At 61.9% G+C, this 16,373-nt stretch carries 9 protein-coding genes and 2 pseudogenes; 9 read left to right on the top strand and 2 right to left on the bottom strand.

The genetic code is table 11. The features are described 5' to 3' along the window. The first annotated feature begins 104 nt into the window (after positions 1 to 104). From O3W47_RS09690 to O3W47_RS09675, 4 genes are all read left to right on the top strand, one after another. Entirely contained in the window at positions 105 to 611 is a 507-nt protein-coding gene (locus tag O3W47_RS09690; protein WP_135397501.1) for an RNA polymerase sigma factor, read from the top strand. 84 nt (positions 612 to 695) lie between these two features. Continuing rightward, positions 696 to 1,664 (top strand): FecR family protein, encoded by a 969-nt coding sequence (locus O3W47_RS09685; protein ID WP_269313570.1) that lies wholly within the window; start codon positions 696 to 698, stop codon positions 1,662 to 1,664. A 109-nt stretch (positions 1,665 to 1,773) separates the two neighbouring features. Then, positions 1,774 to 4,203 (top strand): TonB-dependent siderophore receptor, encoded by a 2,430-nt coding sequence (locus O3W47_RS09680; RefSeq protein WP_269313569.1) that lies wholly within the window; start codon positions 1,774 to 1,776, stop codon positions 4,201 to 4,203. After that, complete coding sequence (locus tag O3W47_RS09675; RefSeq protein WP_269313568.1) at positions 4,203 to 5,426, top strand: MFS transporter; 1,224 nt, start codon at positions 4,203 to 4,205, stop codon at positions 5,424 to 5,426. Before O3W47_RS09680 ends, O3W47_RS09675 begins: the two co-directional genes overlap by 1 nt. A gap of 57 nt (positions 5,427 to 5,483) precedes the next feature. On the opposite strand, the pseudogene O3W47_RS09670 reads toward O3W47_RS09675, so the two are convergent. Further along, positions 5,484 to 7,465 (bottom strand): annotated as a pseudogene (locus O3W47_RS09670) (phosphatase PAP2 family protein). Positions 7,466 to 7,718: 253 nt separating this feature from the next. Next, positions 7,719 to 8,999, bottom strand: a complete 1,281-nt coding sequence (locus tag O3W47_RS09665; protein WP_269313566.1) for an ABC transporter substrate-binding protein — start codon at positions 8,997 to 8,999, stop codon at positions 7,719 to 7,721. 194 nt (positions 9,000 to 9,193) lie between these two features. Between O3W47_RS09665 and O3W47_RS09660 the strand changes: the two genes are divergently transcribed. From O3W47_RS09660 to O3W47_RS09640, 5 genes and pseudogenes are all read left to right on the top strand, one after another. Continuing rightward, on the top strand, positions 9,194 to 11,755 hold the full coding sequence (locus tag O3W47_RS09660) for a hypothetical protein (RefSeq protein ID WP_269313565.1): 2,562 nt from the start codon (positions 9,194 to 9,196) through the stop codon (positions 11,753 to 11,755). Positions 11,756 to 11,833: 78 nt separating this feature from the next. Then, complete coding sequence (gene bglB / locus O3W47_RS09655; RefSeq protein ID WP_269313564.1) at positions 11,834 to 12,928, top strand: beta-galactosidase BglB; 1,095 nt, start codon at positions 11,834 to 11,836, stop codon at positions 12,926 to 12,928. Next, on the top strand, positions 12,925 to 14,277 hold the full coding sequence (gene pglB / locus O3W47_RS09650) for a polygalacturonase PglB (RefSeq protein WP_269313563.1): 1,353 nt from the start codon (positions 12,925 to 12,927) through the stop codon (positions 14,275 to 14,277). The genes bglB and pglB overlap by 4 nt, the downstream gene beginning before the upstream one ends. Further along, a pseudogene (locus O3W47_RS09645) lies at positions 14,277 to 15,376 on the top strand (ABC transporter ATP-binding protein). The gene pglB and the pseudogene O3W47_RS09645 overlap by 1 nt, the downstream one beginning before the upstream one ends. 1 nt (position 15,377) lies before the next feature. Then, positions 15,378 to 16,373, top strand: a complete 996-nt coding sequence (locus O3W47_RS09640) for a carbohydrate ABC transporter permease (protein ID WP_269313562.1) — start codon at positions 15,378 to 15,380, stop codon at positions 16,371 to 16,373.

Below are 16,373 nucleotides of genomic sequence, written 5' to 3'. Positions count from 1 at the left end.
ATCCGAAGGCGATAAATATGATTAGAAATATCATGTTTATCGCGACATGACGCAGCATATCCGGCTGCTTCATGCGCCAGGCCAATACGCCACCGGGTCGATTGATGAGCAAAGCCCTGTTACAGGTTCTCGATGCCGAGGAGGAAAGCCGCCTGATGCGGTTTTTCCGCCGGCGCCTGCAGAACCGGGAAGACGCTGCCGACGCCATGCAGGAAACCCTGCTGCGGGCGCTGGAGGTTTCTCATGCGACGCTGATCGACAATCCACAGGCCTATCTTTTCCAGATCGCCCGGTCCGTCGCCCGCCTGACCGCCATTCGCCAGTCGCGCGAGCGGCCGTTATTCGCACCTTACGAAGCGGGTTTTGCCGTCGCCTGCGAAGAGCCGGGGCAGGAGCGGATCGTCGTCGGGCGGCAGCACCTTATTTTGATGGCGCGGGCCATCGAGGCACTGCCCAAGCGTTGCCAGCAGGTCTTCGTGCTCAGCCGCCTGCATGGCCATTCCAATGGCGAAATTGCCGTCCGTCTCGGCATTTCCCGCAACATGGTGGAAAAACACATCATCAAGGCGCTGCTGCACTGCCGTCAGGTCCGAGCGCAAATAAAAATGTAGACCGGCATCAGGTGTTCGCATCCTTTTTCACTCTATAAGGGAAAAGGAACACATCTCAGCACGCAACAAACGGCAGATCAGGACATGAACAAGCGCCCGGACGGTCTGAAGGATAACGGCTTGACCGATGAGGCTCTGGCCGAAGAGGCCGCGCTGTGGGTGGCGCGCATGCAATCGGCAGACGCGACGGAAGCGGAGCGCGAGGCGTTTCATGTCTGGCTGCGGGCCGATGCCGCCCATGCCAGCGCCTATGAGGACATGCAGAGCCTCTGGGGCGAGCTTGGCGATATAGAGCTTGCGCCGGTTGAACAGCGAAAACGGCGCGGACCTCGCCGGGCAATGCTGGCGGTTGTTGCCGGTCTCTGCCTCATCGGGCTTGCGGCGCTGTTTGCGGAGAAAAGCGGATTGAAGGACCGCTGGCAGGCGGATTATTACACCGAAATCGGCGAAACACGCATGCTTTCGCTGGAAGACGGCAGCCGCATCAGCCTGAACACCGATACGGCGATTGCGGTTCATTATTCGCAAAAGGAACGGCGCATCACCCTTCTTCGCGGCGAAGCTTATTTCGATGTCGCCAAAAACCCGGAGCGGCCTTTCATCGTCGCGGATGGAGCGCTGACGGCAAAGGCGCTCGGAACCCATTATTCGGTGCGCACCGGCAATGGCGCGCTGCCGCAGGAGGTGCAGGTGGAGGAAGGCCGGGTGGAAGTGACCACAGGCGCCGAGATCGCCGTGCTCACGCCCGGAGAGGCTGTGACCCTTGGCGGCGACGGCCGGCTGGTGCGCGCCCGCAAGGATGTCGCCAACAGCATGGCCTGGCGGGAAGGCAAGCTCGTCTTTTCCGGCCAGCCGCTGCGCGAGGTTCTCGATATTCTCTCGCAATATCGCCGGGGCCGCATCGTCATCCTCGATGAGGCGGCGGCGAGGCAGCACGTCTCCGGCATCTTCGACCTCAAGGACACGGATCAGGCGCTCACCATTCTCGAAGAGAGCCTTCCCGTTTCGGTATCGCGGCTTTCCGGAATGCTGGTTCTCGTCCGCTCGCGATAAAATAACTTTTTTCGCAGATCCGACGTCAGGAGTCGGCCCGCCTTTTCACTCTAGGCAATCAGGACCCGTTTAATCGGGCAGCATGAGATCACGAGTGAGAGGGAATGACATGAATTTGGGCAAGCAGGCACGCGGCTGGTTCTGGCTGACGACGACGGCGATCATCGGGGGTATCGTCGCCGCAGGTCCGGGCGCCACGACCGCCAGCGCGCAGACACCGCCCGCCGCAAGCGGCGCACCCGCCACCGTCACCGTCTCCATTCCCGCTGGGCCGCTGGAAAACGCCATTCTCAGCTTCGGCCGCCAGGCCAATCTGCGCATGGTCTACCCCTCCGCGATCACCAGTGGCCGCAGCACGGCCGGCGTCAAGGGCACGCTCAGCATATCGGCGGCCGTCAGCGGGCTTCTGGCCGGATCGGGACTGAACTATGCATTGGCCGGCGGCAATACCGTCCGCATTTTCGATCCCGCCAGCCAGACCGGCGAAAGCGGCGGTTCGGCTGCCGCCGGCAGCACCCTGCTTGCGCCGATCACCGTGCAGGGCACCGGCCTTGAAGGCGCCAGAGGCATCATCGAAAGCAATGGCTATGTCGGCAAATCCGGCCGCACCGCCACCAAGACTGATACGCCGGTTGCCGAAACCGCCCAGTCGATCACCACCGTCAGCCGCAAGCAGCTCGACGACCTGAAACCGCAGAACCTCTCGGAAGCGCTGAACTACACGCCCGGCGCGCGCATTGGCCAATATGGCGCGGAGCCGCGTTTCGACGCCTTCAAGGTGCGCGGTACCGATCTCAGCACCACCGGCATCTTCCGCGACGGCCTGCGGCAGGTCAGCAGCCAGAACGGCAGCGCCCGGCTCGAGCCCTATGGCGTGGAAGCGGTTTCCATCCTGCGCGGCCCGGCCGCCTCCATCTATGGCGCAAGCAGCTCTGGCGGCATCGTCGATATCATTTCGAAACGCCCGACCGAAGAGACGCTGCGCGAGGTGGAGCTGCAATATGGCTCCTTCGGACGCGTGCAGGGCGCTTTCGATCTTTCCGGCGCCGTCGATGACGAGAAGACCATGCTTTACCGCCTGACCGGGGTGGCCCGCGACGGCCGCAACGAAATCAGCGCCATCAAGGACGACCGGCTGTTCATCGCGCCGGCCTTCACCTTCCAGCCGGATGCCGGCACCAGGCTGACGCTGCTCGGCGAATATATGGACAGCACCACCGGCGGCACCTGGGGATACATCAACAATTACGGCAGCGACGGCAAGTCGATCGGCGCGACGCCGGTTTATGGCGGCGATTCCCGTTTTAATGATTTCGAGCAGAAACAATGGCGTATCGGCTATGAGTTCGAGCATGAAATCAACGACAACGTCACCTTCTACAGCAAGGCGCGTTATTCGGGGCTTTCGGCCGACCAGCAATGGGTCTTCGCCAACTATCCCGGCATCACCATCGAGGACAATGAAGGCGTCTCCGCCGACAATTACCTGAAGACCGAATTCGACACCGGCCCGGCGAAACATACGCTGCTGACCGGTATCGACTTCAGCCACATGTCCTACACCTCGAAACAGGGCAATGGCGCCAGCCCCTTCACCGACACCTTCACCTATGTGCCCGACGTATCGCTGATACTGACCCAGCGGATGAACACGCTCGGCATCTATGCGCAGGACCAGGTCGAAATCGACCGCTGGCGCCTGACGGCCGGCATTCGTCACGACTGGCTGGATACCGAATATCAGGCCCAGACCGTCGGAGACGCAACGGCTCCCACCTATGACGGCGATGAAACCAAGACGACCGGCCGCGCCAGCCTCGGTTATGTCTTTGACAGCGGCGTGATGCCCTATATCAGCTACGGCACCTCCTTCGTCGCCAATCCGGGCGTCATCATCACCACGGGAACGGTAACGGGCCAGGCGCAGCCGACGGTCGGCAAGCAATATGAACTCGGCGTGAAATATGCCCTGCCGCAATATAACGCCCTGCTGAGCGCCGCCTTCTTCAATCTCGATCAGGACAATGCGACGGTCTACGAGACCTCGTCTGGCATCAACCTGCTGCGCCAGCTCGACCTGCGCTCGCGCGGCGTGGAACTCGAAGCCACGGCCTCGCTCGACAATGGCTGGAGCCTCATCGGCTCCTATTCCTATAACGACGTTGAAATCACCAAACTGACGTCGGAAACGGTGGGCAAACAGCTCAATTCCTCGCCCTATCACACCTTCTCGCTGTGGGCCGATTACGAGTTCCAGAGCGGCGCGCTTGAAGGCCTCGGCATCGGCGCGGGGCTGCGTTATGTCGGATCGAGCTTCGGCGACAACCAGCACACACCCATTCTCGACAATGAGGCCCGCACCTTCGTCGATGCATCGCTGCGCTACGATCTTGGCAAGGCCCTGCCCTCGCTGGAAGGCGTGAAACTGCAGATCAATGCCACCAACCTTCTCGACGAGGTGAAGCAGGTCTGCACCACGGGCTTCTGCTATTATGACGAAGGCCGCAAGGTCGTCGGCAGCATCCGGTATCGCTTCTGATGCTGCAGCAGAACCCTGCCACAACCAAACCATCGCCGGCCGCCGTCTTCGTGGCGGTCGGCGGGCTTTATGTCGGCCAGAGCGTGATTGGCGGGCTGACCTTTCTCGGCCTGCCGGCGGTGCTCAGAACCGCCGGACTGCCGCTGGACCAGATCGGCCTGCTTTATCTCGTCGTTCTGCCATGGGCGCTGAAATTCCTCTGGTCGCCGCATGTGGAGCGCTACCGGCTGCCGCCCGTCGGCAGGAACCGGTCGCGGATGATCGTCGGCACGGGCATCGTCGCCTGCGCCTGCGGCCTCGCGGTTCTTGCCTTCACCGGCCCGTCGCCGGTTTCCGTCGCAATCGCCATCCTGTCGGTGATCGCGCTTGTGACGGCGACCGTCGACATCGCCTGCGACGGCTACGCGGTCGAAACGCTGGCGGAAGAGCATCATGGCTGGGGCAATGCCGCACAGGTGGGCGGCTCCTATCTCGGATCCGCCATCGGCGCCGGCCTGTTTCTGGTGCTGGTGGAGCGCGCCGGCTGGACGAGCGCCACGCTGGTCATGGCCGGGCTGGTCATCCTGCTCGCACTTCCCTTCCTGTTCGGCCCGGCGGCAAGAACGGTCGCGCAAACACGGGACCACCTGCCATCGATCAAAAACGCGCTCAAGCGACGGGAAGTCCGCACCGGCCTTTTGGTCGCGGCCGTTTATGTCGCCGCGCAGAAATGGGGTCTGGCAATGCTCGGCCCGTTTCTGGTCGATTACGGCTTCGATCTCGCCACCATCGGCGCGCTGAATGGCGTGGGCAGCATGATCGTCGGTTTCGCCGGCGCGCTGCTCGGCGGAACGCTGGTACGCCTCTACGGTGCGTCACGAATCCTGCTCATCGCCATCTTCGTGCAGACGGCGCTGTTGTGCCTTTTCGCCTATTTCAGCGTTCATCGCGATATTTCGCAATGGGTCGTCATGGCGGTTGCGGTGGCTAGCTCGTCGGGCATCATGTCCATCGGCTTCGTCGCGCTTTACGCCTGCTTCATGGGCTGGTCCGACCCCAGGCAGGCCGGGGTCGATTTCACCCTGTTCCAGTGCATGGATGGCGTTGTCGGCATGATCGGCGGGCTGGGCGCCGGCGCGATTGCCGAAAAATTCGGCTATCAGGCCTCCTTCATCATTGCCGCTATCGTTTCCGTGCTCGCCGCACCGGTCATCTTCCTGCTCATGCGACGGCAGAATTCTTGAACCGAAGCCCCCGGGCGCGGCGGCTTAAACCGCGCCCGGCAGGCCTGTTGCATCGGCCTATTCGACCACCACCGACAGTGCCGAGCCGGTATAGACCGGCCGCAGCTTCACATTGCCCGCATCTATCGAGGTAAAGGTTCCGGTCAGACCGTTGGCGGAGATCACGTCGAGCCGCGTGCCGGCGGCCGGCGCGCCCCATCGAAAACGAGCTTCAGCGTCGCGCCGTCCAGCACCGCATTGCCCTTGATCCGAAGCGCAGCCTTTTTCGGATCGACCGCCAGCGTGCCGCCCGACTGCGTATAATCGCCGCCGATGACAAGATCCGTCTCTCCCGCAAGCGAAAGCGTGCCGCCGCTGACCAGCACGCCGCCGGTTCCAAGCGCATCGGCGGACGACACCACCAGCGTTCCCTCCCTGAGAATGGTGCCGCCGCCATAGCTGTTATGGCCGCCAAGCGTCAGCACTCCGCTGCCGGATTTGACGAGACGCCCTGCCCCGGCAATATCGTTCGTCCATCTGTCCGCCGCATTGAACCCGCCGGCAGCGGCATCCATCGTCACCTCGACATCGCCGTCAAACGCGCCGTAACCGCTGGCCGCAGCGACCAGATTGATGCGGCCCCAGCCATTGCTGTCATCCAGCAGCGGATAACCGGCCTCGATGCCGGTGGAAAACAGCACGGCGCGGCGCTGGGCGGCATCGAGATAGGGCAGACGTGTCTCCAGCAGGATCTCCGCCCCCTTCGGCACGACCATCGGCGCATCGCCTGCGGCCTTGTCGCGGCTGAAGGAATAGGTCATGCGCCTGCGATAATCCGCCCCGTTCTTCGCCGCATCGGCAAATTGGTCGACATCCGGCTTTGCGCCATGGGCGAAATCGATGAGCGACTGGCCCTGCGGCAGACGTTTGGCGAAATAGGCCTGCAAGGCCGCATGCGCGGCCTTCTTCACCTCGGCATTTTTGGGGTCCTGCAACATGGCGGCGGCCATGGCGGTTGCGGTGATGCGGCCGCCGATCACGTCGAGCGGCGAATGCATGCCGGCGACGATGCGGCTCTCGCCGAGTTCGGAGGCAGCCGTCAGCAATTCGGAAAAGCGCTCCGGCACCGCATAGGCATAGGCGATGGCGGCCAGATAGGCGGCATTGGTGTGCCCGCTCGGAAAACCGCCATCCTTGCCCCGCCCGCGATTTTCCCGCGCATATTTCAGCGCCGGCACGATGACGCCCGGATCGCTGTCGTGGCTTTCGAAGCTGCGGTCGCCAATCGTTTCCTTGCCGGTCTCGATCACCTCGCCTTTGTCGTTCATGCGCCAGGGCCGTGGTGAGGAATAGAAATATTTCGCCGGCGACGTCGTGCCCTCCGGGCCGCGTATCACCTTCATGAAAGCGACGAAATCCTTCAGCTCGCTATCGGCTGCACCCGCCTCGGTGCCCTTGTCGTCTTCCTTGCGGGCGATGACCTCGTTCGGGTCGAAATCCGTAAGCGTATGATTGATCGTCGTCGTTGCGCCCGCCCCTTCGCGATACCAGGCGGCAAGCGGCCCCATGCCGTCGATGACGCTGTAACCCTGCGAACGCCGGTCGTTCATATAGGCTTCGAAAGCGGCGGCGCGGGTGCGGTTCTCTCCGGTGACGGACAGCACGTAACGCATGTTTTCCTGCCAGACAGTGGGATCGACGATCTTCACATGGCTGAAATCCGCCGGGCCATCGCCATTGGCGCCGCCATCCGCCCATTTTTCATCGCCGAGCGTCCAGATGCGGTTGAAACCGGAGAGGATTTCGATGATCGGGTTGTCCCGGTCATCATAGGCGCGAACCGCCTCGCCCTTCTCGTTCTTGCCGGTCTGGTTGCGATAATTGTCGGCAAGCGGCAGCGGATATTGTGCCGCCGGTTCCGGCACCGTGATGGCATAACCCTCACCTGCCGGGCCGGTGCGATCGAACGCCTGCGCGCCAGGAACCAGAACCAGCAATGCGACGGAGGCGAGCAGGCTCGAGCGTGCGGAAAAGAAAGACGACATCTTCAGTCTGGCCATGACGAATCCTATAATTTTCAGCGAGTGACGCGTGACGAAAACAGGCGGCGCGGCGTTCCGCGCGCCTCATCGTCAGGTTTAAACGGAGCGTATTTCAGTTTTTCGATGGGCCGCCGGGAACGGCTCCCTGCGGCAGTTCCTCCAGCGAAAATGCGCCGCCTTCGGAAAGAAACAGCGCGATATGCCCGGAGCACCCCTCCGGGCATATCGTTCGAGAGCTTCATCATTCCGCCGGAGGCGGACGGTCGGGCCGTTATTTCTTGACCGCGACAGCCTCGTTGATCTTGGCGACGTCATCTTCCAGAACCTTGTAGGTCTGGTCGAGCGTCAACTCGCCGACGATGAGCTGGCTCATGCGCTGCACGATCTGCTGATACATGGCGCTGCCGCCCTTGGCGCGTTCGAAATCGCGAGCCGCCTGCGGCACGTTCTTCTTGTTGTCGAGGAAGACCTTCATCGCCGCCTTGGCGTCTTCGCTCTTCAGCTTGTATTGCGGATCGACGATCTCCGCGCCGGTCAGGATGACGTAATTCTCGGCGATTTCCCGCTGCACCTTTTCGGAGCCGAGGAATTCGATGAAGTGAGCCACATCTTCGGGATATTTGGTGCGCTTGAAGCCGACAATCGCGGTGCCGCCGGGCATGGCGTAGCATCCGGCCTCACCGCAGGGCGCATTGATCGCCGTCCATTCGAAACTGTCGCCGATCTTGTTCTGGAATGGATTGACCATCCAGTTGCCGGCCAGATAGGTCACGACATTGCCGTTGACGAACTCGTCACCCATGTTCTTGTACTGCGAACCGCCGGCCGCACCCCACATTTCCTTGGGGAAGCTGCCATTCTGCGTCCATGAATAGATATCGGCGATATATTTTTTCGCCGCATCGTCCGGGAAGCTGAACTTGCCTTCCTTCACATAGGTCGCGCCATAAGCGAAGGCGCCGCCGGAGAAGCGGTGGCCGGAACGGTCCATGGTGAAGGGAATTTGCACTCCGGTCGCCTTGGCGACACGGGCGGAAGCCTCGACGATCTCGCTGAATTTCGCGGTCGGGCCGGGCAAGGGTTCGCCCGCCTGCTCGAACAGCGTCTTGTTGACAAAGGGCAGGTTCAGCGTCTGCGACGCCATGTAACCGTTGATCGACTGCGGATCGTTGACATTCGGCAGGCGGAGCTGGTTGAGGCTGGAACCATGCAGCTTCGCAAAGGCTTCCGCATCCTTCATATAGGGGCGCATGTCGAGATAATAGGGCGCAAGCTGCCAGTCGGTGATCTTGGCGATATCAGGACCTTCGCCGACCGCAAGCTGCACCGGCAGCTGCTTGGAAACCGCGTCATAACCCGAAGACACGAAATTGATCTTCACACCCGGATTGGCCGTCTCGAACTCCTTGCTGAGTTCCGACATGCGCTGCACATAACCCTGGTCGTCATCCGTAAAAAGGAAAGTAATCGTGCGGGTCTCGGCCTGGGCCGTCGCAAGACCGGCGACAGAGGCCACCACGAGGGCGCTGACGCCCGAAAACAATTTCATCATGCTCATCCTCCCAATGAAAACATTTTCATAAATCGAACGGAAGCTCCTCTGCTTAATTCGATTTATAATGTTTTGCGGCTTGACAGAATAAACGTCAAGCTGTTTGTTTTACATAAATCGCACAAATCGACGCGGAAAAGCGAAAATCGAATTGTGAAAATAATTTCATAAAGATCGACGGGAGGCGATCCATTATGACGGATGGACCATTTGCGGCGAACGCGTCGCAGCCGACATATACCGTCGCAAACGGCGAAACGGTGACCGCCTGGATCGTCTCCGATCTGGTGGAGACGTCGTTTCCCGGCACCGCAGCCCCCGCCGAAGATCGCGTGAACTATCGCTTCATCAACGGTTTCGTGGATGTGGGCGACCTGCCCTGCCGCAAGGCCTTCCAGCAGACCATGATCGGCCGCGATATCGCGCCCGAGACTGGCTTTACGGTTTCGCACCTGAACCTGCCGGGCTCCAATCGCCGCGTCGAATTCACCGGTTTCTGGCATGTTCCCACCCATGTACAGCGTTGGCTGAAGGGCACCTTCCGCAGCGATGCGGCAAGACAGGCGCATTTTCGGCTGCGCACCTGCGGCGGCGTTCGCATCTGGGTAGGCGGGGTCGAACAGGTCCGTTTCGAGCCCTTCATCCGCAATGTCGAAAGCAGCCGTGACATCACGCTCGATCTCGCAGCCGGCGACAACGAGGTGGTGCTGCTCTGCGAGGATCTGGCGGAGCGCGACATCATCTGGTTCTTCGAACTTGAGGTCGTTGACGCCGTGCCGCTGACCGTCGTGCTGCCCGTGCCGCTCGACCGGGAGGAGACGAAGCGTCTCGCCGCGCTGGTGCGCGATGTTCGCCCGGCGCGGGACGTGTTTTCCGGCATGGCCCTCGAACTGGTCTTCGGGGCGGCGCCTGCGAGCGACCTGCCGGTGCACATCGCCGTCAAAAGCCATGGCCATGAGCGCGCCACGCTTGCGGAAGTGGATACCGCGCTGAAGGCCGGGCAATCCTCGCTGACGATCCCCGGAACGACAGGCATTTCGGACGGATATCACGGCGTCAAAATCACCATGGGTTCGGGAGCGGGAACGGTAACCCGCGTCATCGACGCCGCTTTCATACATGACATCGCGCCGGAGGCATCCAACGGCGATATCAGCGAGCGAAAAAAGGCGGCCCTCTCCTTCAGCGCCCGCTTCGGCGCCTGGCGCATCGGCCGCGCGCTGGCGATGGTCGCAACCGGCAGCGATGACATCGAGACGATCAGCGGCATCGTTGATGCGACGCTGCATTCCATCGATCGGCGGGAAGACTGCTCCGATTTCGTCATGATCCCGCTGCTGTGGCTGGTGCGCGCCTATGGTGACCGCCTGCCGGCAGAGATGCGGGCGCGGATCGACACCTCGATCCTCGGCTATCGCTACTGGGTGGACGAACCCGGCAATGACGTCATGTGGTTCTGGAGCGAGAACCATGTTCTCTGCTTCCACACCAGCCAGTTATTGGCCGGCGAGTATCTGCCGGATGCCGTCTTCACCGCCTCCGGCCGCACCGGCAGAGAACAGGCGGCGCTGGCCGCCGACCGGCTTGAGCGCTGGTTTGACAGCGTCGAGGCGCACGGGCTGGCCGAGTGGAACTCCGCTGCCTATTATCCGGTGGATTTCATCGGCCTTCTCGCCATCGAACATTGGGCGGGACCGGAGCTTGCAGCACGCGCACGCTATCAGCTCGATCTCATCTTCGAAATGATCGCATTGCACACGCTCGGCGGCGTTCCCTCCGGCTCTCAAGGCAGAGCCTATGACAAAGAGCTGCGCGCCGGGCCGCTGACGGAACTGGCGCCCTTTGCGCAGGTCGCCTTCGGTCAGGGCTGGCGGAACAATGGCGTCGCCTCGCTGCCGATGTTCTGCTGCGGCGATTATCTGCCGCCGGCACATCTCACCGCCCTTTCCCAGCTGGAAAGCGGCCGTATGGTCGAGGCGCGGTATGCGCAGGGGCTGGAGCCCGGCAAGCTCGTGCTGTTCAAGAACGAGGCCGCCCAGCTTTCCACCGTGGTGGACCACAAGACCGGCCGCAAGGGCCATCAGCAACACGTCATGGATATCAAACTCGCCGGCCACCCGATGGCGCGGCTCTGGGTCAATCATCCGGGCGAAGACGATCCGTGGGGCACCCAGCGCCCCTCCTACTGGGCGGGGAGCGGCATCCTGCCGCGCGTGGCGCAACATCGCGATCTGGCCATGCTGATCTTCGATACGCAAGATCACCGCAATGACTGGACCCATGCCTATCTCGGCCGCGACGGGCTGGACGAGGTGCTGACGGAAGGCAACTGGCTCATCACCCGCTCGGGCCGCGGCTTTGCCGCACTTTATGCGACGAACGGGCTTCAGCCCATCACTGCCGGCGCCACCGCCAATCGCGAGGTCAGATCGCCCGGCCGCCGCGCCGGCTGGGTTGGCATCATCGGCTGCGGGGATATGGAAGCCTTCTCCCGCTTCCGGGAAAAAATCCTCGCCACGCAGATCACCTTCGATGCCGAAAGCCGGCTGCTCTCGGTCACGCCGCCGGGCGGAGCTGAGCTTACCCTGACCTGGGACGGCGCATTCACCATTGGCGGGCAGGTCATGGCCTTCGACCACGACCAGCCCCAGCCGGAAATCACCTTCGACAGTGCCGACCCCGCATCGGGCGGCGCGGCACAACCATTCTACTCCCAGAGCCTTTCCGCTTTTCTGCGAAACGCGAAAACGCTCTAGCTCTTTGTTTTAACGCATTGTCCGGACGTAAAAGCGATCCCCGCTTTTACTGGAAATGCTCCTAGCGGAATTTGACAGATGAACCAGCCAAGCATGGAAAAAGACACTCTCAGGACGACGATCGACAATGTCGCCGCCGCCTTCAGCCGCCTCAAGGGCATTCAGGAAGGTCTGGTCAGCGGCAGTTCCGATGGCAAGATCCAGTTCGATGAGTGGGACTGGGAAGTGGGTGTGGGCCTTTACGGCTTCTTGCGCCGGGCGCTCGCCGCCAACGACCGGAAGGCATTGGATGACCTCGTGACGTGGTATGGCTGGCAGATCGAACGTGGCCTGCCGCCGCGCCAGATCAACAGTTCCGCCCCGATGCTGCCGCTTGTCATCCTCACCGAACATGTCGACCGGCCGGATTTCCGGACGCTGGTGGAAGACTGGGCCGACTGGCTGGTGCATCAATTGCCGAAAACCGAAGATGGCGGCTTCCAGCATGTCGTCAAGGAGCGGCTGAATGAGGGCGAACTGTGGGACGACACGCTGTTCATGGCATGTCTGTTCCTCGCCCGCGCCGGCGTCGTCTGCAAACGTCAGGACTGGATCGACGAGGCGGTCTACCAGTTCATGATCCATACGCGTTATCTGTCGGACCCCGTCACCGGGCTCTGGTATCACGGCTGGACCTTCAACGGACGCCATAATTTCGCTGACGCCTTCTGGGCACGCGGCAATTCCTGGATCACCGTCGCCATTCCCGAACTCTTCGAACTGGTGCCGACGCTTGGCGAAAAAGACAGGCGTTTCCTCGCCAATGTGCTGGCAAGCCAGGTGCGGTCGCTCAGGCAATATCAGCGCGAGGACGGCATGTTTCACACGCTGCTTGATGATCCGACCTCGCCGGTCGAGACATCGGCAACGGCCGGCATCGCCTATGGCATTCTGCGCGGCATCGAAGCCGGCATTCTCGGCGAGGAAAATCGCCCGCATGCGGAACGCGCACTGAAGGCGGTGCTTGGCAATATCGATGATGAAGGCGTCGTCCACGGTGTTTCCGACGGCACGCCGATGGGCCACGATCTCGAATTCTACCGCCGCATTCCCAATCTGCCCACGCCCTACGGGCAGGCGCTGACGATGCTGCTCCTGATCGACGTTTTTCTGAAAAGGCCAAAGGCATCATGAACATCAGTCAGGACATCACAGTCGCGGCGGGTGGCCTCGATGCCACGGCAGCCATCCAGCAGGCTATCGACACCGTGTCAGCCGCAGGCGGCGGGCGCGTGTCTCTCTCGGCCGGGCGTCATGTCAGCGCCGGCCTCCATCTCAAAAGCGGCGTGGAACTGCACCTTGCCGAAGATGCGGTGCTTGCCCCCGTTTCCGATTACGACGCCTATGCCCTCACCCGGGTTTCGGTGATTGCCGAAGACTCCGATCGCGGCATGATCATCGCGAGCGGCGCGCATGACATCGCCGTCACCGGCCCCGGCCGCATCGAGGCCGGCGGTGAAAACTTCATCGTCGGCGACGACAAGGCCATGGGCACCTATATCCCGGCGAAAAAGCGCCCACGCGTGATGGTGCTGGAAAGCTGCCGCAACGTGCGCCTTGAAAACCTCTCCGTCAGTGGCTCGCCGATGTGGACGCTGCATATGGTCGATTGCGAAGACCTTCATTTCCGCAATCTCCGCATCGAAAACGACCGCCGCCTGCCCAATACGGATGGCATCGTGCTGGATGCCTGCCGGCGTGCGCTAATCGAGGATTGCTTTATCTCGACTGCTGATGACGGCATCTGCCTGAAGACCAGCGCCGGGCTGGACGGCAAAGCGGTTGGTGTCTGCGATGACATCACAGTTCGCCGCTGCACCGTTTCCAGCATGAGCTGCGCGCTGAAGCTCGGCACGGAATCCTTCGGCGATTTCACCAATGTCGCGTTCGAGGATTGCAAAATCGTCCAGTCCAATCGCGGTGTCGGCCTGTTTTCCCGCGATGGCGGTGCGATGCGCAACATCCGTTTTTCACGGATCGAGGCCGAATGCCACGAAACGCCAGGCGGCTTCTGGGGTTCGGGCGAAGCGGTCACCGTCACCGTCGTCGACCGCCGCCCGGAGCGTCAGGCCGGCAGCGTCGACAATCTGGTCGTGGAAGACTTGAGCGGTTCGATGGAAGGGGCGATCAACCTCGTCGCCACATCGAAGGCCGGCATTCACAATGTCCGGCTGGAGCGCATCACGCTGTCGCAGCAGCCCGGCAAGCTCGGCACCGGCCTGCAATACGATCTGCGCCCCACAAATGCGGATATCGCGCCAAGCCCCCATGCCGCAGGCCGCGCCAATGCCTGGACACAGGATGCTGAGGGCCGGATCGTCGGAATGGAGGATTATCCCGGCGGAATGCCGGCGGTCTATCTTGCCGGCGTGGAAGGATTTGCGGCACGCGATGTCGCCATCAAAAGAACGACGCCCTTGCCCAAGGGCTGGAACAGCCAAGAGATCGTCGCGACGACGAGCTTGCCCGAAGGGAGCAGGTGATGGGAAGTCTGAAACTCGAAAACCTCAACAAGGCGTTCGGCGCCGTTCATGTGCTGCATGATATCGATCTTCAGATCGAGAACGGCGAATTCGTCGTTTTCGTCGGCCCTTCGGGCTGCGGAAAATCGACGCTGCTGCGCATCATCGCCGGTCTCGAGGACGTCACCTCCGGCACCATCAGCATTGGCGGGCGCGATGTCAGCGCGCTGTCGCCGGCCGAGCGCAAGATCGCCATGGTCTTCCAGTCCTATGCGCTTTATCCACATATGAGCGTGCGCAAGAACCTTGCCTTCGGCCTGGAAAACCTGCGTTTCAAACGGGCGGAAATCGAAAGCCGCATCAACGAGGCGGCGCGGATGCTGGCCATCGAGCCCTATCTCGACCGCAAGCCGAAGCAGCTTTCCGGCGGCCAGCGCCAGCGCGTCGCCATCGGCCGCGCCATCGTGCGCGAGCCTGACATCTTCCTGTTCGACGAGCCGCTGTCGAACCTCGATGCGGCGCTGCGCGTGCAGACACGCGCCGAAATTACCCGCCTGCATCGCGATATCAAGACGACGATGATCTACGTCACCCACGATCAGGTGGAAGCCATGACCATGGCCGACAAGATCGTGGTGCTGCGCGCCGGGCGCATCGAGCAGGTGGGCAGCCCGCTCGAGCTTTTCGACAATCCACGCAACCTCTTCGTCGCCGGTTTCCTCGGCTCGCCGCGGATGAACATGCTGAAGGGCGCCATCACCAAGGGCAGCGACGGCGGCATCGCCATCGACGCCGGCTACGGCGTGTCCCTGCCCTGCCTTGTCGATCCGGCAGCCGTCAGCCCCGGGCAGGCGGTTCTCGCGGGCATCCGCCCCTCGCATTTCACCATCGCCGAGGATTGCCCTTCGAGGTGCAGTATCACGAAAGCCTCGGCACCGAGACCTATCTCTACGGCAATCTCCAGGGCGAGAAAGAGCAGATCATCATGCATCAGGCGGGCCATTTCGCCCCCGCTTCCGGCTCGGTGCTGAAGATCATGCCGGCGCGGGAAAAGGTGCACGTCTTCGATCCCGCCACCGACCTGGCGCTGCCGCGCCTCGACAGCGAAGGGAGGGGTTAGCATGGCCAATCCGACGCTTACGAGACTGTCCGACCGTGCGCTCGATGCCGTGATGGCGATTGCCGAAGTGCCTCTCAACTTCATCGAGCGGCTGATCGGCAAAAGGCGCATGCCCTATATTTTCCTGATGCCGAACCTCGTTCTTTTCGGCATCTTCACCTTCCTGCCGATTGCCATTGCCGTCGGTTACGCCTTCACCGGCGGCACCGAACTTCTCATCACCGACCGCCCCTTCGTCGGGCTGGAAAACTTCGGCAAGCTGCTGGATTGTCAGAGCTACATGGACCCGGGAAGCTGCCGGGAATCGCTGTTCTGGACGGCGATCTGGAACACGCTGTGGTTCGTGGGCTTCAACGTCATCGCCACGCTGCTGGTCGCGCTCATCACCGCCCTCATTCTCAATCGGGCGATTGCCGCGCGCGGTTTCTTCCGCGCCATGTTCTTTTATCCGGTCCTGCTGTCGCCGGTCGTCATCGGCCTCATCTGGAAATGGTTCCTCGACCGCAACGGCCTGCTCAACGCCTTTTTCCAGATGCTCGGCGTGCCGCCGGAAATCTTCCTGCTGGATGTCGGCTGGTCGCGTTTCTTCGTCGTGGTGGTCTCCGTCTGGTTCCACATGGGCTTTTATACGCTCATCCTGCTCGCCGGCCTTCAGGCCATCCCGAAGGACCTCTATGAGGCCGCCGCCATCGACGCCGCTTCACCCCGGCGCACGCTTTTCCGCATCACCCTGCCGCTTCTCGGCCCCAACCTGCTCGTCGTGCTCATCCTGCTCATGATCCGCTCGGTGCAAATCTTTGACGAGGCATGGGTTCTGACCAATGGCGGCGGGCCGGGCACGGCCAATACATTCGTGGTGCAATATATCTACCAGATGGCCTTCGGCAGCGATCTCAGGCTCTTCGGCCTGGCTTCAGCCGCATCGGTTCTGATGGGCCTTGTGCTTCTCGCACTGACGCTCGTGCAACTGCGCCTCGGCAAAAAGATGGAGTCCTGA

Source organism: Agrobacterium sp. LMR679 (genome assembly GCF_027157905.1).
GTDB lineage: Bacteria > Pseudomonadota > Alphaproteobacteria > Rhizobiales > Rhizobiaceae > Agrobacterium > Agrobacterium leguminum.
This window is presented reverse-complemented; position numbering and strand designations above follow the sequence as displayed.

What these genes read in the sequence shown, in the direction of transcription:
- O3W47_RS09680 (WP_269313569.1), top strand. Translation starts at nt 1,774, where the DNA reads ATGAATTTGGGCAAGCAGGCACGCGGCTGGTTCTGGCTGACGACGACG.
- O3W47_RS09675 (WP_269313568.1), top strand. Translation starts at nt 4,203, where the DNA reads ATGCTGCAGCAGAACCCTGCCACAACCAAACCATCGCCGGCCGCCGTC.
- pglB (WP_269313563.1), top strand. Translation starts at nt 12,925, where the DNA reads ATGAACATCAGTCAGGACATCACAGTCGCGGCGGGTGGCCTCGATGCC.
- bglB (WP_269313564.1), top strand. Translation starts at nt 11,834, where the DNA reads ATGAACCAGCCAAGCATGGAAAAAGACACTCTCAGGACGACGATCGAC.
- O3W47_RS09665 (WP_269313566.1), bottom strand. Translation starts at nt 8,999, where the DNA reads ATGATGAAATTGTTTTCGGGCGTCAGCGCCCTCGTGGTGGCCTCTGTC.
- O3W47_RS09690 (WP_135397501.1), top strand. Translation starts at nt 105, where the DNA reads ATGAGCAAAGCCCTGTTACAGGTTCTCGATGCCGAGGAGGAAAGCCGC.
- O3W47_RS09685 (WP_269313570.1), top strand. Translation starts at nt 696, where the DNA reads ATGAACAAGCGCCCGGACGGTCTGAAGGATAACGGCTTGACCGATGAG.
- O3W47_RS09660 (WP_269313565.1), top strand. Translation starts at nt 9,194, where the DNA reads ATGACGGATGGACCATTTGCGGCGAACGCGTCGCAGCCGACATATACC.
- O3W47_RS09640 (WP_269313562.1), top strand. Translation starts at nt 15,378, where the DNA reads ATGGCCAATCCGACGCTTACGAGACTGTCCGACCGTGCGCTCGATGCC.